General features: G+C 38.9%; 19 protein-coding genes. 12 read left to right on the top strand and 7 right to left on the bottom strand.

Annotated elements, in window-relative coordinates; all coding sequences use genetic code 11:
• Positions 1–158: 158 nt before the first annotated feature.
• Positions 159–1,280, top strand: a complete 1,122-nt coding sequence (ald, locus tag R4Z09_RS23275) for an alanine dehydrogenase (RefSeq protein ID WP_338453339.1) — start codon at positions 159–161, stop codon at positions 1,278–1,280.
• A 78-nt stretch (positions 1,281–1,358) separates the two neighbouring features.
• On the opposite strand, the gene R4Z09_RS23270 is transcribed toward ald, so the two are convergent.
• Positions 1,359–2,456: a Xaa-Pro peptidase family protein gene (locus R4Z09_RS23270; protein WP_338449105.1), complete on the bottom strand. Its 1,098-nt coding sequence runs from the start codon at positions 2,454–2,456 to the stop codon at positions 1,359–1,361.
• 162 nt (positions 2,457–2,618) lie between these two features.
• On the opposite strand from R4Z09_RS23270, the gene R4Z09_RS23265 reads away from it, so the two are divergent.
• The 5 genes from R4Z09_RS23265 to R4Z09_RS23245 all read left to right on the top strand — a co-directional run bounded on the left by R4Z09_RS23265 (position 2,619) and on the right by R4Z09_RS23245 (position 8,314).
• Positions 2,619–3,608 (top strand): lipoate--protein ligase, encoded by a 990-nt coding sequence (locus tag R4Z09_RS23265; protein ID WP_338449104.1) that lies wholly within the window; start codon positions 2,619–2,621, stop codon positions 3,606–3,608.
• Between the two features lie 350 nt (positions 3,609–3,958).
• Positions 3,959–4,960 carry an ABC transporter substrate-binding protein gene (locus R4Z09_RS23260; protein WP_422392314.1) on the top strand — a complete coding sequence of 334 codons (1,002 nt, stop codon included), beginning with the start codon at positions 3,959–3,961 and terminating at the stop codon, positions 4,958–4,960.
• A 130-nt stretch (positions 4,961–5,090) separates the two neighbouring features.
• Positions 5,091–6,083, top strand: a complete 993-nt coding sequence (locus R4Z09_RS23255) for an ABC transporter permease (protein WP_338449102.1) — start codon at positions 5,091–5,093, stop codon at positions 6,081–6,083.
• A gap of 20 nt (positions 6,084–6,103) precedes the next feature.
• Positions 6,104–6,898 (top strand): ABC transporter ATP-binding protein, encoded by a 795-nt coding sequence (locus R4Z09_RS23250; RefSeq protein WP_338449101.1) that lies wholly within the window; start codon positions 6,104–6,106, stop codon positions 6,896–6,898.
• A 126-nt stretch (positions 6,899–7,024) separates the two neighbouring features.
• Positions 7,025–8,314 (top strand): M48 family metallopeptidase, encoded by a 1,290-nt coding sequence (locus R4Z09_RS23245; protein WP_338449100.1) that lies wholly within the window; start codon positions 7,025–7,027, stop codon positions 8,312–8,314.
• A gap of 142 nt (positions 8,315–8,456) precedes the next feature.
• On the opposite strand, the gene R4Z09_RS23240 is transcribed toward R4Z09_RS23245, so the two are convergent.
• Positions 8,457–8,693, bottom strand: coding sequence for an IDEAL domain-containing protein (locus R4Z09_RS23240; RefSeq protein ID WP_338449099.1), 237 nt, complete (start codon positions 8,691–8,693; stop codon positions 8,457–8,459).
• 199 nt (positions 8,694–8,892) lie between these two features.
• Here R4Z09_RS23240 and R4Z09_RS23235 point away from each other — a divergent pair, with 199 nt between their 5' ends.
• Entirely contained in the window at positions 8,893–9,468 is a 576-nt protein-coding gene (locus tag R4Z09_RS23235; RefSeq protein WP_338449098.1) for a competence protein ComK, read from the top strand.
• Between the two features lie 63 nt (positions 9,469–9,531).
• Here the strand turns inward: R4Z09_RS23235 and R4Z09_RS23230 are convergent, their stop codons facing one another.
• On the bottom strand, positions 9,532–9,918 hold the full coding sequence (locus tag R4Z09_RS23230; protein WP_338449097.1) for a hypothetical protein: 387 nt from the start codon (positions 9,916–9,918) through the stop codon (positions 9,532–9,534).
• Between the two features lie 216 nt (positions 9,919–10,134).
• Here R4Z09_RS23230 and R4Z09_RS23225 point away from each other — a divergent pair, with 216 nt between their 5' ends.
• The 5 genes from R4Z09_RS23225 (at position 10,135) to addA (ending at position 19,856) form a co-directional block, all read left to right on the top strand.
• Positions 10,135–11,085 (top strand): LCP family protein, encoded by a 951-nt coding sequence (locus tag R4Z09_RS23225; protein WP_338453338.1) that lies wholly within the window; start codon positions 10,135–10,137, stop codon positions 11,083–11,085.
• 128 nt (positions 11,086–11,213) lie between these two features.
• Positions 11,214–11,837, top strand: coding sequence for a TVP38/TMEM64 family protein (locus R4Z09_RS23220; protein ID WP_338449096.1), 624 nt, complete (start codon positions 11,214–11,216; stop codon positions 11,835–11,837).
• A 41-nt stretch (positions 11,838–11,878) separates the two neighbouring features.
• Entirely contained in the window at positions 11,879–12,433 is a 555-nt protein-coding gene (gene lepB / locus R4Z09_RS23215) for a signal peptidase I (RefSeq protein ID WP_338449095.1), read from the top strand.
• A gap of 177 nt (positions 12,434–12,610) precedes the next feature.
• Entirely contained in the window at positions 12,611–16,108 is a 3,498-nt protein-coding gene (gene addB / locus R4Z09_RS23210; protein ID WP_338449094.1) for a helicase-exonuclease AddAB subunit AddB, read from the top strand.
• The gene (gene addA, locus R4Z09_RS23205) at positions 16,077–19,856 is read left to right on the top strand and encodes a helicase-exonuclease AddAB subunit AddA (RefSeq protein ID WP_338449093.1); all 3,780 of its coding nucleotides are present in this window, start codon (positions 16,077–16,079) and stop codon (positions 19,854–19,856) included. The genes addB and addA overlap by 32 nt, the downstream gene beginning before the upstream one ends.
• 57 nt (positions 19,857–19,913) lie before the next feature.
• Here the strand turns inward: addA and R4Z09_RS23200 are convergent, their stop codons facing one another.
• The 4 genes from R4Z09_RS23200 to gerPC are packed head-to-tail and all read right to left on the bottom strand — an operon-like array spanning position 19,914 to position 21,327.
• Positions 19,914–20,132: a spore germination protein gene (locus R4Z09_RS23200; RefSeq protein ID WP_338449092.1), complete on the bottom strand. Its 219-nt coding sequence runs from the start codon at positions 20,130–20,132 to the stop codon at positions 19,914–19,916.
• Between the two features lie 12 nt (positions 20,133–20,144).
• The gene (locus R4Z09_RS23195) at positions 20,145–20,543 is read right to left on the bottom strand and encodes a spore germination protein GerPE (RefSeq protein ID WP_338449091.1); all 399 of its coding nucleotides are present in this window, start codon (positions 20,541–20,543) and stop codon (positions 20,145–20,147) included.
• A gap of 6 nt (positions 20,544–20,549) precedes the next feature.
• Complete coding sequence (locus R4Z09_RS23190) at positions 20,550–20,729, bottom strand: spore gernimation protein GerPD (RefSeq protein WP_338449090.1); 180 nt, start codon at positions 20,727–20,729, stop codon at positions 20,550–20,552.
• Between the two features lies 1 nt (position 20,730).
• Positions 20,731–21,327 (bottom strand): spore germination protein GerPC, encoded by a 597-nt coding sequence (gerPC, locus tag R4Z09_RS23185; protein ID WP_338449089.1) that lies wholly within the window; start codon positions 21,325–21,327, stop codon positions 20,731–20,733.
• Positions 21,328–21,357: the final 30 nt, after the last annotated feature.

Genomic DNA, 21,357 nt, shown 5'->3' with positions numbered 1-21,357 from the left:
ATTTAGAAAAATATATGAATAAATACATTCTTTTAAAATGGAGAGAGTAAGTTGATAGAAGTAGAAAATTAGGAAAACCGTAACAGAAAAAAAGGGTAACTTATATTTATAATTAAATGAGATATATGAAAATAAATTGAATGGGAGGTCCAATGGGTATGCGTATCGGTGTTCCGAAAGAAATAAAAAATAATGAAAACCGCGTGGCTATGACACCGGCAGGGGTTGTAAATTTAATCAATGAGGGTCATCAGGTTTATATTGAAAAAGGTGCAGGACTTGGTTCTGCCTTCAGTGATGAAGAATATTTAAATGCTGGGGCAACAATTGTTGAAACTGCTGAAGAAGCTTGGTCAATGGACATGGTAATGAAAGTTAAGGAGCCGCTGACGAGCGAATATGAATATTTTAGAGAAGGTTTAATTTTGTTTACATATTTACATCTTGCCCCGGAACCGGAGCTGACAAGAGCTCTGCTGGATAAAAAGGTTGTTGGAATTGCCTATGAAACAGTACAGCTACATAATCGAAGTCTTCCGTTATTAACGCCGATGAGTGAAGTAGCAGGCAGAATGGCAGCACAGGTGGGGGCACAATTTCTGGAAAAAGTCTATAGCGGAAAAGGTATTTTACTGTCGGGAGTACCTGGTGTAAAAAGAGGCAGGGTGACTATAATCGGTGGAGGGGTAGCAGGCACAAATGCGGCTAAAATCGCAGTCGGTCTAGGAGCGGAAGTGACCATTCTCGATATCAATCCTGATCGCTTGCGGCAGCTGGATGATATCTTTGGCTCACAAATCTCTACTCTTATTTCCAATCCATTCAACATAGCAGAAGCGGTGAAGGAATCAGATCTTGTTATTGGTGCTGTCCTGATTCCAGGGGCAAAAGCACCTATTCTCGTTTCGGAGGAAATGATCAAATCAATGAGTCCTGGATCTGTTGTGGTTGATATCGCGATTGATCAAGGCGGTATTTTTGAAACAACCGACCGAATTACCACACATGATAATCCAACCTATATCAAACACGGGGTCGTGCATTATGCTGTTGCCAATATGCCGGGAGCTGTCCCCCGGACTTCAACTATTGCTTTAACCAATGTGACGGTCCCATATGCTGTTCAAATTGCCAATAAAGGTTTTAAACAAGCCTGTCTTGATAATGAAGCATTATTGAAGGGGATCAATACACTGAATGGATATGTTACATATGAAGAAGTAGCAAAAAGTTTACAGCTTGATTATCATGAAGTAAAAAGTATTCTTAATTCCATATAAAAACGAAAGGTGTCAGGCACCACATATGGACAAATATATACCCTTTGTCTTTTTATGGTGCCTGACACCTTATTTATTTTATTTAATTATTTGCAGTTCTTTCGGGAATTTTGTTAATACCTCGACTCCGTCGGCTGTGACAAACACATCATCTTCAATGCGTACACCAGCTACATTCGGTACATAAATTCCGGGTTCAATTGTATAGACCATTCCTCTCTCCAGCAATAGGGGATTCGTTTCAGTTAAGGAAGGGTATTCGTGTACCCCTATCCCTAAGCCATGCCCAAGCCGGTGTGGAAAATATTCTCCATATCCTGCTTCCTGTATAATTTTTCTGGCTGTTCGATCGATAGTTGAACAGGCAGCTCCTGGTTTACTTGCGTCAATCGCTGCAAGCTGGGCCTTTAAGACTGTATCATAAATCTCTTTTTGCTGATCCGTAATATCACCATAAGCAACTGTTCGTGTAATATCAGAGCAATAGCCATCAACGACTACTCCTAAATCAAAGAGAACAAAATCCCCTTTTTTTACTTTCGATAATCCTGGATTGCCATGTGGTGAGGCTCCGTTTGCTCCGGTTAATACCATCGTGGCAAAAGACATTGCCGTAATGCCTTTCTTCTTCATTTCATATTCAATGACAGCTAATATATCAAATTCCGTTTTTCCTTCTTTAATTTCTGCGCAGCCAACTTCAACTGCATAATCTGCTAATACACATGCTTCACGGATTTTAGCGATTTCTTTTTCGTCCTTAATCATGCGAAGATTACGAAGGATTTCCTCAGCCGAAATAAAGGCTGCTTCCGGGAAGATGGAAGAGACCGACTCATAGCGTTCTACGTTCATATGCTCTTTTTCAACAGCAAGCTTTGAGACTTTATTCACACGCCTTTCAATCGCTTTCCGCGCCATTTCCCAGGGATTTTCAACGTCGCTGTAGCCGATGATCTCATAGGTCCAGCCTGAAGCTTTTGCGTCTTCTTTTTCCATTGCCGGACAAATAAGAATAGGCTCTTCCTGCTGAAAAGCAATTAAAGCTAGTAATCGCTCATGAGGGTCACTGTAAAAACCACTTAAATAAAAGACATTTTCCGTTGAAGTAATAATTGAAATTTCAATTTGATTCTGATTCATCCATTTCGACATGTTTGTTAATCTTTGATTCATTAGGATGCCTCCATTCAAAATGCTATGTAGTTTTGGTTCAAATTCTGAATAAACTTGAATTTTTAATATGTTTTTCCTTGTGCTACGATTTATATTGTATCCCTTTCTATTCAACAATGAAAGGGAGGATAAGAACTGGTCTACTTTAAAGGAGTGTCTGAGATGTTGTTCATAGATAATAAAGGTATTACGGATCCAAGAATTAACTTGGCGATCGAAGAGTATGCATTAAAAAACCTTGATATTAATGAAACGTATCTTCTTTTTTATATAAATAAACCATCTATCATTATCGGTAAAAATCAAAATACAATCGAAGAGATTAATACTGATTTTGTCGAAAATAATGGAATCACCGTCGTAAGGAGATTGTCCGGCGGAGGTGCTGTTTATCATGATTTAGGTAATCTGAATTTTAGCTTTATTACGAAGGATGACGGAGAGAGCTTTCATAATTTCCGTAAGTTTACCGAACCCGTCGTAAATGCTTTGAAGAAGCTTGGCGTGAATGCCGAACTTAGCGGGCGCAATGATCTCGTTGTCGATGGCCGTAAAATTTCAGGAAATGCTCAGTTTTCAACGAAAGGGAGAATGTTTAGCCACGGTACGCTCATGCTTGATTCTGAAATTGATCATGTTGTTTCAGCGTTGAAAGTGAAGAAGGATAAAATTGAATCAAAAGGAATCAAGTCCATCCGCAGTCGTGTTGCAAATATTTCCGAGTTTTTAGCTGAAAAGATTACGATGGAGGAATTCCGTCAATTATTGTTATCAAATATTTTTGCTGGTGAAGCGAAGATTCCTGAATATGTATTGACAGAAGAGGACTGGGAAAAAATTTATCAGCTGTCAAAAGAACGGTATCAAACATGGGAATGGAATTATGGGAAATCCCCTAAATTTAATCTCCAGCATTCACATCGTTTCCCTGTCGGCAGCATTGATATAAGACTTGAGGTTAACAAAGGAGTTATTGAAAATTGTAAGATCTATGGTGACTTCTTCGGTGTCGGTGATGTGCATGATATTGAAACCCTCTTAAAAGATGTTAAATATGAAAAAGCTGCATTGGAAAAGGCATTAAGAGATATAGATACTAAACACTATTTTGGCAATATTACGAAGGAAGACTTTTTAAAATTAATCTATTAACTTCATTCAGCTAAAAGAAGCGGGCAATAGGGTCTGCTTCTTTTAGCTTAATTTAGAATAGAAAGAATAATGCAATATATTAGATTTCCGTGTAATATATAAGATAGAGATTTTTGAAATGAGTGATTGGAGGAGGTTATGTGGTGGGGAATGTGGTCTTTGAACAAAGGAAAAGTGGGTTATAGCGATTTTTTAAAGAAAATTGACAGAATCCATTTTATTTTTTAAAAAGACATATAAATAGATTGAAATAATATTATTTTAATATTATAATTTACTACACGAAAGCATAACAGCATAAAAGCGTTTGAGTAATAAAGATACTATTATTGAGGGGGATAAAAATGTTAATGAGAAAGAAAAAGTCAATGAGTTTGGCAGCATTTGGGTTAGTTGGCGCTTTATTGTTCAGCGGCTGCAGCAATAATGAGAGTACCAGTGGAAATGAAGCAAATGACAGTAAGGAAACCTTTAAAGTTGGAATCTCACAGTATGTAACGCATCCATCATTAGATGCTGCAACAGAAGGATTCAAAAAAGCGCTTAAGGACGAAGGTTTAAAAGTAGAGTTTGATGAACAGAATGCAAATGCAGATCAAAGCAACGTCCAAAACATCGCGAATAACTTTGCTGGAGACGGCGTCGATTTAATTTTTGCTAACGCGACACCAAGTGCACAAGCAGCATTTAATGCTACAAAGGATATTCCAATTGTGTTCACATCTGTTACAGATGCTGTTGGAGCACAGCTTGTTAAGTCAATGGAAGAACCAGGAGGCAATGTAACAGGCACAATTGATAACCACCCAGAGGCAATTCCTAATACGGTGAAGTTCATTAGTGAAAACTTTCCTGATAAAACAATTGGAACCGTTTATAATGCTGGTGAACAAAACTCTGTCGCACAAGTTGATACGATTAAAAAATCAATTAAAGAATTAGGGTTAAAGGAGCTTGAGACAGCAACTGTATCTACATCTGCCGAAGTAAAACAGGCAGCTGAATCCTTAATTGGTAAAGCGGATATTATTTACATCATTACGGATAATACCGTTGTTTCTGCACTTGAATCGGTTATCCAAGTTGCACAGGATAATAAATTGCCGCTGTTTGTTGGTGAATTGGATTCTGTTGAACGCGGCGGCTTTGCTGCATATGGATTTGATTACGAAGATATCGGTTATGAAGCGGGCTTACTGGCAGCACAAATTTTACGTGGCGAAAAGAAACCGTCTGAGTTACCTGTTCAATACCCGCAAAATCTAAAACTAGTAATCAACAAGAAAGCTGCAGAAAAAATGAATGTTGAGCTTAAGGAAGAATGGAAAGATCAGGCTGAATTTATTGAGTAATTTTATAGAGAGGGGTTCTACTTAGGGCCCCTCCTTTTGTTCATAAGAATAGTGGTTTAGTACCGTATGCTGACGCTTTTCTAATGAATGCTATTAGTGTCTTTAGGTTTTGGCAGAAAGGAGAAATATCATGTTTAACGCTGTTTTTGGCTCCTTTGAGGCAGGTGCCATTTATGCACTGATGGCTTTAGGAGTATACCTATCTTTTAGAATATTAGATTTCCCCGATATGACCGTTGACGGGTCATTTGTTACTGGTGCATCTGTTGCCGCTGTGTTAATTGTTGGCGGGGTAAACCCTTTTATCGCGACATTAGCTGCAATTATTGTTGGCTTTATTGCTGGCTGCGTGACAGGCCTGCTTCATACAAAAGGAAAAATTAACCCTTTATTATCAGGGATTCTCATGATGATTGCACTTTATTCTATTAATCTACGTATTATGGGAAAATCAAACGTTCCGCTCCTGCAGGAGGAAACCATCTTTACAAAGCTTACAAGTTTTTGGCAGGGCTTAAAAATTGATGATGGTATTCATTCGCTGTTTCAAATGATTGGACTGGGGGACCTTGTCCCTAAGACATGGGGAATTCTAGTTATCATGCTGTTATTGGCTTATATAGTGAAAAAAGGAATCGACTTCTTTCTTAAAACCGATATTGGTCTGGCAATCCGGGCAACCGGTGATAATGAAACGATGATTCGAAGTTTTTCAGCTGATACAGATGCTCTGAAAATATTGGGTCTTGGTCTTTCAAATGCTATCGTTGCTTTTTCAGGGGCATTAGTAGCTCAATACAGCGGCTTTAGTGATGTAGGAATGGGCATTGGAATGATCGTTATTGGTCTTGCTTCTGTCATCATTGGTGAGGCTGTATTTGGAGCAAAGAAGATTGCACGGGCAACGTTGGCTGTAATCGGGGGGTCCATTTTATACAGATTGATTGTCACAATGGCACTACGTGTGGATTTTCTAGAAACGGGAGATATGAAATTAATTACGGCCATTATAGTTATTATTGCTTTAGTATTACCGAAAATTAATCATAACCGAAAAGAAAAACAGAGGAAAAAGAAACGAATGTTGCAGTCGTTTGAACATAAACAGGTCTTTAAAGCATAATTGAAATCGAGGTGAGTCGTATGCTGCACTTAAACCAAATTTTTAAAGTTTTTAATGAAGGGACACCAGATGAGAAAGTAGCACTTCATGAGTTAACTCTTCAGTTAAATCCAGGGGACTTTGTAACGGTCATTGGAAGTAACGGAGCAGGAAAATCAACCTTAATGAATATTATTTCTGGAAAAATTATTACGGATTTGGGGACTGTTTCTATCGATGGGAAAAATGTTACAAACGTTCAAGAACATAATCGGGCAAGGTTGGTAGGACGTGTCTTTCAAGATCCAATGGCCGGGACTGCCCCGACTATGACAATTGAAGAAAACTTGGCCATCGCTTATTCAAGGACAAAACCACGCGGACTGCGAATCGGTGTTACTAAAAAACGGCGAGACTTTTTTAAAACGAAGCTGGAAACACTCCATTTGGGCTTGGAAAATCGTTTGGAGGCAAAGGTTGGTCTGCTCTCAGGTGGAGAAAGACAAGCACTGTCATTGTTAATGGCTACCTTTACAGACCCGAAAATACTCTTGCTTGATGAACATACTGCCGCACTAGATCCATCAAGGGCTGAATTAATTACAAACCTGACACGGGAAATTGTACAAAAAAACAAATTGACCACTTTAATGGTAACTCATAACATGCAGCAGGCTCTTGATTTAGGGAACAAGCTGATCATGATGGATAAAGGACAAGTCATTTTTAAAGCAAATGAAACAGATAAAAAACAATTAACGGTTGAAAAATTATTAGAAGAATTTCAGCGGATACGCGGAGAAAAAATGAATAGTGACAGAGCCGTATTAATCTAGGAGGCTGACCATAGTTGTCAGACTCCTTTTTTATTTGATTAAATCACAAACATGTTCTAAAATGCAGTATTTCTACTACACTAATAGTAAGTGTTTGTACAAACTTTTTAAGGAAGGGGGATGAGAATGGCAAGAAAGATTGGTCTATATGGAGTTTTAGCGTATTTGCTTTTTGGGTTATTTTTTTACTGGTATCTGTTTTATTTTGCAGATTCAAGTTTACCGTTTGAGTATCAAGGTACCCAAGCAGATCCTGCTACGTTTTTAAATAAACGGGAGCTTTTTTTGAGTGAAGAATACTCAAGGATTCGCTATTTATTGTATTTTTTATCCACTCCATTTGAATGGCTTTTTTATTTATTTGTTTTATTGCTTGGTATGTCAAAAGCATTTAAAGACTGGTCTGAAGTGACGGTAAAAAAGAAATGGCTGCAAACGGCTGTTTATTTAATATGGTTGTCATTCTTCTCATTTGTTGCCATGCTTCCGTTTAGCTATATCAGCTACCATTTATCAAAAAGTTATCATATCTCGACACAGAACTTCGCGTCCTGGCTCAAAGAAGAATTACTTGATTTTTGGATAAATTATGGAATAACGTTCATTCTTGTTTCCGTGCTGTATTGGTTAATGAAGAAAAGTGCAAAACGCTGGTGGCTGTATGCATGGCTTCTTTCAGTTCCGTTTACATTATTTATGACGTTTTTGCAGCCTGTTGTGATTGATCCTTTATATAATGACTTTTATCCATTAAAAAATAAGGAGCTAGAAGCAGAAATCCTTGAGATGGCACAAAGGGCAGATATTCCTGCTGATCATGTTTTTGAAGTGAATATGTCGGAGAAGACGAATGCATTAAACGCTTATGTGACTGGAATTGGTTCAAATGCTCGCATTGTTCTTTGGGACACGACACTAAATAAGTTAACAGATGAGCAGATCCTGTTTATCATGGCGCATGAGATGGCCCATTATGTAGAAAAACATATTTATGTCAATATTGTAACGAGTTTATTATTTTCATTAGCGGGGTTATATTTGACAGCCAAGTTGATGAATTGGATGGTAATTCGCTATGGAAAGGCCTTTAAAGTTCCAGCAGTCTCAGATCTTCGTTCATTGCCTCTGTTCTTGCTGATTATTTCCATGCTTATGTTTGTTTCCAGTCCGCTCACTAACATGATTTCTAGGTACCAGGAAACAAGGGCAGATCGATATGCAATTGAAATGACACAGGATTCAGAAGCAGGGATTACTACCTTTCAAGAATTATCACGTGCGGGATTGAGCCAAGTTAATCCGCCCTATCTCGTGAAATTTTTCATTTATGGACATCCTACGATGCTTGAGCGCATCTCAACACTTGAAGAATATGAACATAACCAGATGAAAACAGAAGATAACGAAGGAAGTTAACTGAGTAAGCGGATGTAACATGAAAAACATCCTCCTTAAGGATAAAGGAGGATGTTTTTGTTGGAAAAAGGAGAACAGTTCACTTTGACAGGCGATAGGAGAGTTATGGAGGGGTTTAAAGTTAATAAATACTCCAGCTGACCTACGTACCAAAGCGTTTGCTAAGTTCTCTGAATTGCTCGGAAAGTCGGAAAAACTTCTCTTCATTTCGCTCATCAATGGCTTTGTCAATGCGGGCCAATAAACTTTCTTTCTCTGCTTTTAATAGGATTTCAGTCAGGAACATTTCAATGTACAAGTCTAGAATGTAGTTTTCTTTTAATTTCTTTTTGTTCATGGCACTGGATTTCATCAATTCTGTGTAAGAATTATCTTTCATGGAAATCACCTCGGGTGCTTTTTTATATTATATGGAATAACGATCCATTAATCAACTGAATTTTGAAAATTTTTTGAAAATATTTTGCCTTATTTACAAATATGTACAAATTAAGAAATTAGAATTAGTTTATAGAAGAAAATGGAATATATATGATATTATGGTAATTGACTTTGATATAAAAGGAGATGAAAATTATATGGTAAGACCTGACATCAACGAGGAATATCTGATTAGTCGTTCGACACTTGCGATTCTCCCAATGGAATATGGAAGTAAACTATATTCACAGATTTATGATCTTGAATACGATCAATTTTCTCCATCAAAGCCGCTGGAGCTGATTAAGATGAGCTGCCGATCATTCTGTTCTAGCTACGAAGGGCGTAAAGAAGGGAGCAGACAATTAATTGGCTTTACACACAAAATCCCCATTACAATTGATTCCACAAATATGCTGTACTTTTTTCCAACAGCATCTCCTTTGAGTAAGCGTTGTGCATGGGTTTCGCATGTTCATGTGTTACATTATGAAAAAGTTGATGCTGCAAATACACTTGTTTATTTTAGAAATAAAAAAACAGCCATTTTACCAGTCTCCGCCTATACTTTTGAAAATCAAATGTTAAGAACCGCATTATTACGTACAAAGCTGATGCAAAATAAGAGAAATGGCGGTTATGGTCGAACCATCTCCAGAAGTCGTCAAATTTCCAAGGCTTCTGAACATAGTCCTGATTATGATGTTAGCCATGATGATTTGATAACAGAATAAGGAAGTATTAAGAATGCAGAAGCATGTAAAAAAACATGCTTCTGTTTTCCTATAGTTGAAAATTTACTGGGTTGTTATTACTGTTATTGGAGAAGTATATCTTTTAAATAGATAGTAGCTAAGCAATTCTTGGACCTTGTTTCGGATACGGGGATTAAAATAATTATGTTGTTCTTCATAGCCTTGATACAAAAACAGAAAACCAGTAAAAGCTTGATCATGGCTTACCTGCTCAACTTTTAGTTTTTGTTGTTTCATGTATTGCTTTATACCTTTCATATCATTCTGAATAGCCTTCATTGTTTCCTCAATAAGGTCAGCATAGGGCTGCTTTAGTTTAAAGGGACTTGCATTAACAATTGCAAGGTCTCGATTTAATATGGTAAGGACCATAGGTAAATAAATTGCCTGCTCCATAATATTTCGATCGTACTCCGGGATTCTGGTCATTGCTCCAAAACCTCCTTATAAATATAGGAACATTTGTTCTTAAATTATCATAAAGGATATCGTCCTTTATTTCAATAACAAATCAAAATATTCTAGTAGGTCCAAAAAAGTAATTTAAGGTAAAATGAAATAGTAAACTATTAACTTATCTAAAGCATAAAGTGAAGTGAATGACAGTGTTTTGGCTGTTACTAATTTAGGAAGGGTTACTTGACTATGAGATATGATAAAAGACAACAAGAAAAAAAGGTAAAGAGAAAGCGAAAAAAGAGGCTGCTCAAAACGACTGTTTTAGGATTATTTTTGCTGATGGCTGTTACCTTTGGGTATGCTTATTTTCAATATAAACAAGGGATAAATAAAGCCGGTGAAAAATCAACGATTAATCAGGAAGTATTTGAATTTAATGGTGAAAAGGACCGATATGGCGGTACGAATATTCTTTTAATTGGAAGTGACTCAAGAGGAGAAGAAAGTGCCCGCTCAGATACCATTATGATTGCGCAATATCATCCGAAAAAGCACTCTTATAAATTAATTTCTATTATGCGGGATTCCTACGTTGATATTCCGAATCATGGGAAAAATAAAATTAATGCTGCCTTTGCACTTGGCGGACCTGAATTATTAAGGCAGACCATTAAAGAAAATTTTAATGTCGATGTAAAGTACTATGCGATTGTTGATTTTGATGGCTTTATCCATCTGATTGATGAAGCATTTCCGAACGGAGTCGAAATTGAAGTGGAAAAAGCCATGTCCGCTTATCTGGATGTCCCGCTTCAACCGGGGTTGCAGCGGCTGGATGGGGCGCATCTTCTTTCATATGTCAGATTCCGTTACGATACAATGGGAGACTTCGACCGTGTGAAACGCCAGCAAAAGGCGATGAAGGAAGTAGCCAGTCAATTTGCTTCATTCCAAACCTTATCAAAGCTTCCCAAATTAGTTGGTGTGATGAAACCATATGTGAATACAAATATGGATACGTCAGATATTATATATATAGGTAAGGACTATTTATCAAAGGAAAATCGTAATATTGAAACGTTTAGGATTCCGGTTGAGGGTATGTTTGATACGGATAGAATCAATGGGATAGGAGAAGTCTTGACCATAGATAATGAAGCCAACGCAAAAGCAATAGGAGAATTTTTAGCAAAATAGGTTTTATTCTTTTTCATTTATCCGGGCCGGGTGTAAAATGAAGTTAAGGTTATTTGAGAGAAATAAGAAAATAGGTGGGAATGTCAAAGTGAAGATTCTGTTTTGTTTTGAGCCGGGAGTTATCATTAATGGATTTTGATATGATAAAAGAGTGGTTCACATTTGAAAATATTATGGCCTTAATTCATGAATATCGATCCTTTGGTCCGCTTCCAGGTATCCTGCTTCCCATGCTTGAAGCATTTCTTCCTTTTTTACCGCTATTTTTGTTTGTGATGGCAAATGCGAATGCGTTCGGTCTTTGGTTTGGCTTTTTATTTTCATGGATAGGAGCCTGTACGGGAGCACTTCTTGTCTTTTTATTTTTTAGAAGGTTTGGTCAAAAAAGGATTCTGCAATTTTTAAAGAGACATCCAAAGGTTCAAAAGCTGATGCGGTGGGTGGAGCGTCATGGTTTTGGTCCATTATTTATCCTTCTATGTTTTCCATTCACTCCTTCGGCAATTGTGAATATTGTTGCAGGACTATCTAAGATTAGTACATATCAGTACATGTTAGCGGTTATGACGGGAAAACTGGTGATGATTTTTACCATTAGTTTCGTGGGGTATGATTTGAAATCCTTGATGACACAGCCATTCAGGACAGCTGTCGTAGGGCTTGTTATATTTATTCTTTGGTATGTTGGAAAGATGGTAGAAGTAAAAATAAATAAGAGTATGAACAAAGAAAACAAGAGACAAGAAGGATAATCAACCTTAGTGGACTACTTAATTTGGAGGAATCGGTGCATATGAAGGAGGAAATTAAAAGGGAAGGCATTGAATGGCTTAAAGCGTTTGGAATTGGTATTGTAATTTTTGCTTTTATCCGCATGTTTTTTTTCTCGAATTATGTTGTAGAAGGCGAATCGATGATGCCGACTCTCCAGGATGGGAATAAGCTTGTCGTGAATAAAATCGGTTATCAAATAGGTGAACTGCATCGGTTTGATGTGATCGTTTTTCACGCAAACGAACAGGAAGACTATGTAAAACGTGTCATTGGTTTACCTGGTGACGAAATAGAGTATCGTGACGATCAGCTTTTCATTAACGGAAAAAAGTATGAGGAACCCTATTTAGAAAAATATCGCAAACAGACATTTGGCGGAAGGCTGACCGGTAATTTTACTCTTTTTGAGCTGACAGGACGAAAAACAGTCCCAGAGAATATGATTTTTGTATTAGGCGATAATCGTCTTGGCAGCAGGGACAGCCGGGAATTTGGATTTGTTTCTGTTGATCAGGTAGTTGGCAAAGTAAATCTAAGATATTGGCCAATGGACGAAGTGGCTGTATCTTTTTAAGGCATTCATTTTAAAGTTCATGCATTCAAAAAATAATGAAAAGGATTCGTGAAATTAACGGATCTTTTTTTATTGCTTTTTGAATCTCTACAAGAAATTAACAGGATAACCTTTAATAAATTTTTCTATTGGTATGGTAAGATGTTTAATAGACAAAACCTTGAGAGGGTGAGAGAAGTGACAGTACGTTTATTAATTGGACGGTCGGGCAGCGGGAAAACCGCAGTTTGTCTCGATGAAATTCGAACAAAATTAGCAGATGATCCAGAAGGTGATCCGCTGATCTATTTAGTACCTGACCAAATGACCTTTTTATCCGAGTATCAATTAATTAATACACCCGGTTTAGGCGGCATGATACGTGCTCAAGTTTTCTCTTTTACTCGTCTCGCTTGGAGAATTCTTCAAGAGACAGGCGGAATCAGCCGCTATCATTTGAATAGCACTGGTATCAATATGCTGATTCAAAAAATTATCGAAGAGAAAAAAGAAGAGCTCCATCTATTTGGGCAGGCAGCAGATAAAACAGGCTTTATCAGTCAAATGGAGCAAATGTTAGTAGAATTTAAGCGTTACTGTGTCCAACCGGGGGAATTGGCCGAAAAAAAGGACCAGTTATCAGAGCAAACATTAAAGGATAAACTCCATGACCTGCAGCTTATTTATGAAGGCTTTGAAGCTGGATTATCAAATAAATATATTGATACGGAAGATTATTTTCGTCTTTTGTCTGAAAAAATAGCAGAGTCCACCTATTTGCAGAAGGCTGAAATTTATATAGATGGTTTTTATAGTTTTACACCGCAGGAATATATGATTATCGAGCAGTTAATGAAGCATTGTAAGCAGGTCACGATTACCTTAACACTTGATCGTTCCTTCCATGGGCAGGCTCCGGATGAATTGCATTTATTCCGCCTCACTGGAGAGAATTGCCGGACATTATATGAGATCGCTTCTGTAAATGGGGTATCTGTTGAAGAAGTGATGTTAGACGAGTCTAAAAGATGGAATGATGAAGCATTACAGCATCTTGAAGCCCATTTTGATTCACGTCCGGCACGGACCTTTAACAAACCAAATTCAATTTATATTGCCCAAGCGGTCAACAGAAGGTCGGAGGTTGAGGGAATTGCTAGAAACATTAAGATCCTTGTATCAGAACAACATTACCGCTACCGTGATATAGCCTTGTTGATGAGAAACGGACAGGATTATCATGAACTGATTGAAACAATTTTCCGTGATTATGAGATTCCTTATTTTATCGATCAAAAGAGAACGATGCTGCATCATCCTTTGGTTGAGCTGATTCGGTCCGTTCTCGAAATTATCAATGGGAATTGGCGGTATGAACCGGTATTTCGTGCCATTAAAACGGAGCTGTTATTTCCACTCGGACAAAATAATGATAAGCTTCGTGAGCAAATGGATAACCTTGAAAACTATGTGTTAGCGTATGGGATTAAAGGGGATAGATGGACGAGGCGGGAGCGCTGGGTTTACCGTCGTATTCGGGGATTAGAGTTTGAAAATGTCGCACAAACCGATAGAGAAAAGCGTAAAGAACAGGAATTGAATGAACTTCGCCTTATGGTAACAGCACCAATATTACGATTGTCACGGCGGTTGAAAAGAGCCGGAACAGGGAGAAATCTTGGAGAGGCTCTTTATTTATTTTTGGAAGAACTAGATATCCCGGCAAAGCTAGAAAACTGGAAATTTGCTGAAGAAGAGAAAGGAAATCTTGTAAAGGCGCGCGAGCACGACCAGGCTTGGAATGCGATTATCGATATTCTCGATCAATTTGTAGAGATTCTCGGTGATGAGGAACTAACCCTTCCATCATTTTCAAAAATACTAGATGCAGGATTGGAAGCTCTTCGCTTTTCACTTGTTCCGCCGGCCATAGATCAAGTACTGGCAGGAGATCTGGAAAAATCAAGATTTTCAGACGTTAAGGCAGCATTTATTATTGGCTTAAATGAAGGTGTGCTGCCTGCCAAATTTACCGAGGATGGTATTTTTGCCGATGAGGACCGTGAGCAATTACTTTCAAATGGATTGAAAATAGCTCCTTCAAGCAAAACAAGATTATTAGATGAAGAATTTCTTGCCTACAAAGCCTTCGTTACACCATCAGAAAACTTGTATATCAGTTATCCGCTAGCTAATGAAGAAGGAAAAGCATTAATACCATCTCTTTATATCAAAAGAATGCAGGATTTATTCCCTGGGCATAATGAGCTGCTTTATATGGCAGACCCTTCAGAACTGGCTGATGAAGAACAGCTTGAGTACATTTCACATCGGAATAGAAGCTTGTCGTATTTAACAGCACAGCTTCAGCTTAAAAAACGGAACTATCCATTAGCAGATTTCTGGTGGGATGTATATAACTGGTATGTATCAGGCAGTGCGAAAGAAAGTGCTGTCCTTGTTCTCTCAAGCTTGGACTACAAAAACCCTGTCAAACCGCTTTCAGAAGAGGTTGCTCATGAGTTATACGGAGATGTGATTCAAGCGAGTGTATCGAGGATGGAGTTATTCCAGGGCTGTCCATTTTCGCATTTTGTTCAGCATGGTTTACGGTTACGAGACAGGCAAATTTTCCGACTGGATGCACCTGATATCGGAGACCTGTTCCATTCAGCATTAAAATTTATCGCGGAAGCGGTTATGACAAATAATTTAACCTGGGCCGATCTTACGAAGGAACAATCGGAAACATTGGCCAAGGCAGCAGTAGAAGCATTGGCGCCAAGGCTGCAAAATGAAATTCTCTTAAGCTCGAATCGTCATGCCTATATAAAAAGAAAGCTTGCACAGATCATTACCCGCGCTTCGATTATCTTAAGTGAACATGCCAAAGTAAGCGGCTTTGCACCGGTCGGTTTGGAGCTTGGTTTTGGTCCAAAGAGCGAACTTCCGCCCCTATCTTTTCAACTGCGCAACGGTACGAAGATGCAGCTGGTAGGAAGAATTGACCGTGTTGATAAAGCAGTGGACGAAAATGGAATATATTTACGGATCCTTGATTATAAATCCAGCTCGAAGGAATTAAATTTAGGTGAAGTATATTATGGGATGGCGCTGCAGATGCTGACCTATTTAGATATCATTATGAGTCATGCAACATCATTGGTTGGATCCGAAGCGATTCCAGCTGGCGTCCTCTATTTTCATGTTCATAATCCAATAATTAATGCTAAGGAAATTTTAACGCTTGAAGACATTGAAGAACAGATTTTTAAAAAGTTTAAAATGAACGGGCTTGTCCTTGGTGATGAACATGCGATTCGGTTAATGGACCTTAGCCTTGATACAGGTTCATCAGAAGTGGTTCCGGCGGAAATTAAAAAGGATGGAACCTTGGCAAAGCGTTCAAAAACGGCGAGCAAACAGGACTTTGATGATATGCGTGAATATGTCCGTAATATGTATGTGAAAACAGGAAATTCCATTACGGAAGGGAATGTGGAAATCTCCCCTTATAAAATGAAGGATAAAACACCATGCACGTTCTGTTCGTTTAAATCAGTTTGTCAATTCGATGAATCAATGGAAGAAAATCATTACCGCTTGCTTGTTCCTCGTTCAAAAGAAGAGGCGCTCGAGCTGATGCGAAAGGAGGTAGCAGAAAATGGGAATAAACAAGATACCGCCGAAGCCTGAACATGCAACATGGACCGATGACCAATGGAAAGCCATCATGGCGACTGGACAGGATATATTGGTTGCCGCTGCTGCCGGGTCTGGTAAAACAGCTGTATTAGTGGAAAGGATGATCAAGAAAGTCCTGTCAAAAGAAGCACCGATTAACGTAGATGAGCTGCTTGTCGTAACGTTTACCAATGCTTCTGCAGCGGAAATGCGCCATCGAATCAGTGAAGCGCTGGAAAAAGCAATCAATGACGATCCAGCATCCAGCCATTTACGAAAACAGCTGAGTTTGTTAAACCGGGCATCCATATCAACCATTCACTCTTTTTGTCTTGAAGTCATTCGAAAATATTATTATATGATTGATGTCGATCCAGGATTCAGGATTGCCGATGAGACAGAAGGTCAGTTATTACGTGATGAAGTACTTGATGATTTATTTGAAGAAGAATACGGTAAAGCGGATAATGAAGATTTCTTCCGTCTTGTTGACAGTTTTACAAATGACCGCAGTGATACCGCGCTGATGGATATTATCCGCGATCTTTATGATTTTGCCCGTGCGAACCCTGATCCGGATCGATATTTGCAAAACATCATTCAAATGTATGATGTTGACACAAACGTATCCATTAATGAACTACCTTTTATGAAATCCTGTATGTTTGATGTGGTGCTTCAGCTAGAAGGGGTCAAAGGCATGCTTGAAAAAGGGCTGGCTTTAACGAAACTGCCGGGAGGACCCGCGCCAAGGGCAGAGAACTTTTTAGATGATTTGCAAATTGTGGAAGCCATGCTGGCCGCCTGTAAGGATTCGTGGAACACATTACATCGGGCCATGCAAAACTGGTCTTTTTCCCGCGCGAAAACCTGCCGTGGCGATGATTTTAATAAAGAGCTAATCGACCATGCGCAAAAATTACGTGATGGAGCAAAGAAAAAGCTGCAGGATCTACAGAAGGAGTTCTTTTTACGAAAGCCAGAAAGCTTCCTGCAGGATATGAAGGATATGAAGCCGATTATCGAAACGCTAACAAGACTTGTACGAAGCTTTTCTGAACGTTTCAGTGTCGTAAAGCGGGAGAAAGGGCTCGTTGATTTTGCTGATTTAGAGCATTACTGCCTTGAGATTCTACTTGACCCTTCTGCGAAAAGTGATGGTATTCTTGTGCCATCTGCGGCAGCACGGCACTATCGTGATACATTTAAAGAGGTACTTGTTGATGAGTATCAGGATGTCAATTTAGTTCAGGAGTCCATTATTCAACTCGTCACGAAGGAAGAAGAGAAAACAGGAAATCTTTTTATGGTTGGAGATGTGAAGCAGTCGATTTACCGCTTTCGACTGGCAGAGCCTAATCTTTTTCTAGGGAAATACAATCGATTCACAGATGACGGCAATGAGAGCGGCTTAAAAATTGACTTGGCAAAGAATTTCCGCAGCCGTCATGAGGTTTTGGCTGGAACAAATTATTTGTTTAAGCAAATAATGGGCGTCAATGTCGGTGAAATTGAATATAACGAAGCTGCCGAGCTTGTAAAAGGTGCATCTTATCCTGAAGATGTTACCTACCCTGTAGAATTACTGCTCATTGACCTTGAAAAAGAGGAAAGCGATTTTGAGGGAGGCAGCAGTGAAGAGACTGAGGCTGTTCTTGATGAGGCAGAACTTGCTCAATCACAGCTTGAAGCGAGAGTCATGGCAAAGAAAATCAAAACCATGATCGCTGACAAGTCCTCTGTATATAACCCGAAAACAAATAGTTCACGCCCTGTCATGTATAAGGATATCGTCATTTTACTCCGCTCCATGACGTGGGCGCCGCAGATTATCGAGGAATGTAAACAGCAGGGGATTCCAATCTATGCGAACCTTTCAACCGGCTATTTTCAAGCTGTGGAAATTACGATAATGATGTCCTTATTAAAGGTTATCGATAACCCTTATCAAGATATACCGTTGGCCTCTGTCCTTCGTTCACCGATTGTCGGCTTGCATGAGGAGGAGCTAGCTAGAATCCGCATTCATGAAAAAAATGGAACCTTTTATGATGCTTTATCATCCTTTTGCCGGCACAAACAGACAGGTGATAATGAAAAACTCTACGATAAAGTTAAACCATTTCTCTTGCTGTTAGACGGCTGGAGATCAATGGCACGGCAGGGTTCCTTGTCTTCACTAATTTGGCAGCTGTACCGGGACACTCATTTCTATGATTTTGCCGGGGGTCTGCCAGGGGGGAAACAAAGACAGGCTAATTTACGGGCATTATATGACCGGGCCCGCCAATATGAAGCCACTTCCTTTAGGGGGTTGTTCCGCTTCTTGCGTTTTATTGAAAGAATGCAGGAACGGGGAGATGACCTTGGTGCAGCACGTGCTCTTGGCGAACAGGAGGATGTTGTCCGAATCATGACGATTCACAGCAGTAAAGGGCTTGAGTTCCCGATTGTATTTGTTGCCGGCTTAGGACGGCAATTCAACATGATGGATTTAAAAAAGCCATATTTACTAGACAAAGAATTTGGTTTTGCTTCAAAATATGTGAATATAGATAAACGGATAACGTATCCATCCCTGCCTCAATTAGCCTTTAAACGCAAGAAAAAGCTTGAGACGCTGGCTGAAGAAATGCGTGTTCTTTACGTGGCATTAACGCGGGCAAAAGAAAGACTATTTTTAATCGCATCTGTGAAAAGCTTACAAAAAAAGCTTTCAAAGTGGGAGCAGACGCTGGATCATCCAGAATGGCTCTTAAAGGATTATGATCGTGCTTCTGCTGACAGCTATCTCGACTGGGTTGGCCCTTCGCTCATCAGGCATCGTGACTGCCAACTGCCGATGGAAAAAGGAACCAAAGCATCAGGACTGATCCCCGAGGATCTGATTGAACACCCGTCCTGCTGGAGAATTGCCGTGATAAAAGCAGAGGAAGCAGCAGTATTAGATGAGGAAGAACTCGCCGCTGATAATACTTGGCTCGATAAAATCATTCAAGGCGAAACGATCAAGATTGAATCTCCTTATAAAAAGGAAATTGCGGCAAGATTATCGTGGCAATATCCATATCGAAGGGCATCAACCCATCGTTCAAAGCAGTCAGTCTCAGAAATAAAAAGACAAAAGGATTCATCCGATGAGGCCAGTGGTACGGAGCTATTACGAAGATTTAAAAAGCCATTAATGAACAGGCCAAGATTTATGCAGGAAAAGGCGTTATCACCTGCCGAAATTGGGACGGCCATGCATATGGTGATGCAGCATATTGATTTTTCCAAGCCTGTTGAACATGAAACAATCAATAAGCTTGTCGATGATATGGTCAGAAAAGAATTGTTGACAGTAGAACAAAAGTCTGTCATTGAACCTGAATTAATTTGTTCGTTTTTTGAATCTACGTTAGGAAAAAGGATGACGTCAGCACCATCCTTAAAGCGTGAAGTACCATTCAGTTTGTCCCTACCGGCTGTCGAAGCATATGAGGACTGGACTGGTGAGGATGAACCTGTACTTGTGCAAGGAATCATTGACTGTTTGTTTGAGGATCAGGAAGGACTCGTTCTTGTTGATTATAAAACAGACGGGATTACGGACCGGTATAAAGGCGGTTTTGAAGAAGCAAGACCGATTCTCGAAAAACGTTATCGTGTCCAAATAGATCTTTATACAAAAGCTGTAGAGCAAATTTATAAGCGTCCAATTAAGGAACGGTATTTATTTTTCTTTGACGGCGCCCATCTACTAAAATTAGAACGATAATAAAACCGGCAGGTGTGAACCCTGCCGGTTTTTCTAGCTGCTGGTGAATGTCATTGTCTAATTATTTCCTACATTAGGCTGATCAATTAGATCAGTATCAAAATGATTTGTTGCACTAATGCCATTATTGGCTACAACCAATCCGCCTGTACTACCTGCGCCCGAACCGGTAGTTGTTTTCGAGTTACTTTTCGGTGAAATATTTAATGCATCGCCGAATTGAACATTTCCTCCGCCAACATTTAGTATTTGAACCGGTCCAATAATTGCTGGCATCTTTTCCACCTCCTATGCTTGCTCAACATTTTTTTCACTGTTCCCGTTAGTGTGTTCTAATTGTCTTATATGCAGGGTTCTTGATTCCCCTTGAAAGTTGCAGGAGCTTCCAATATGCAAAACAGAAGCGGAAGTTATACCGGTTATATCAATGGAACCTACTTTAATGAGTGGATGTAACGAAGTTGAACCAATAATTATCGGCTCAACTATTGGCTCAATAGGAAGTTGAAAAGAGAAAATGGGATATGAATTAAAATTACCCTCATTTGAATAAAACAATTCTTTCTGTCTTTGAACGGCAAGGGCGCGAGTAAAAGCAGTAATACACGTTGAATCACCTATTTGAATCACTGAAGACAGCGCTGATGAATCCACTTTAAGAGAATCTACTTTTGATGTTCGGTACATAGAAAATTATCCTCCTGGAGATAACGGTACAAACGGCCCGATAATCAATGATTCGGCAGGAGTATCAAACAGTGAAGTAAGCTGAATAGAGTTTGTATCCCCCACCATTAATAGTGACGAACTTGATACACCTATTATTCGAATACTGCCAACACAAAGCTCACGGTTGACTACTTCAAATATCATGCTATTTTGGTCCTTTCATATTTTCTGGTAAATGTTGAAGGAATGTTGAAACACCATGATGTATTTCCTTCTTCATTTGTTCGAAAATCCATACTTTATGCTGATCATGGGTGCGTCCATTTTGAGGAGGCTGGTTTAAATAATACTCAATTCGCGATGGAAGCTGCTTTTTAATATCTTGAAGAATAAAGTCACGATACGTATCATCTACTCTAAATTGTAACTGTTCTCCTGTATTCTGCATAATCGTTTGCAGGTTATCATCTAAATATTGGTGGACCTGACTTTCAATCTCAGTAAACATGGACACCCTATCTTTTGGATTTGGAACCCCGTTTTGACTTGGAACAGAAAAATCCTCTATTCCTTGTAGATCGGATGGATTTAACCCAATATTTAACGTTCCTTCTAATGTTTCTACTTTTAACTGGTCAAATTTATATTCCATTTTTTCAACACGAATAGGGGGACGGTCATGCATTTCTGTTATTTTTTTCTCTAACATGTCTATCTTTTTTTGTAATTTTCGTATTGTTTTGTCCTGTGCATAAACATATGCTTGAATAGATTGAATGACTTGATAAAAATTTTGATTCACTTTACCCACCTCACAATACTACTAGATCTA

This window comes from Niallia oryzisoli (genome assembly GCF_036670025.1).
In the GTDB taxonomy this organism is placed as follows: domain Bacteria; phylum Bacillota; class Bacilli; order Bacillales; family Cytobacillaceae; genus Bacillus_BD; species Bacillus_BD oryzisoli.
Note: the sequence above shows the minus strand (reverse complement) of the source record. Positions and strands in the feature narration are given on the sequence as shown.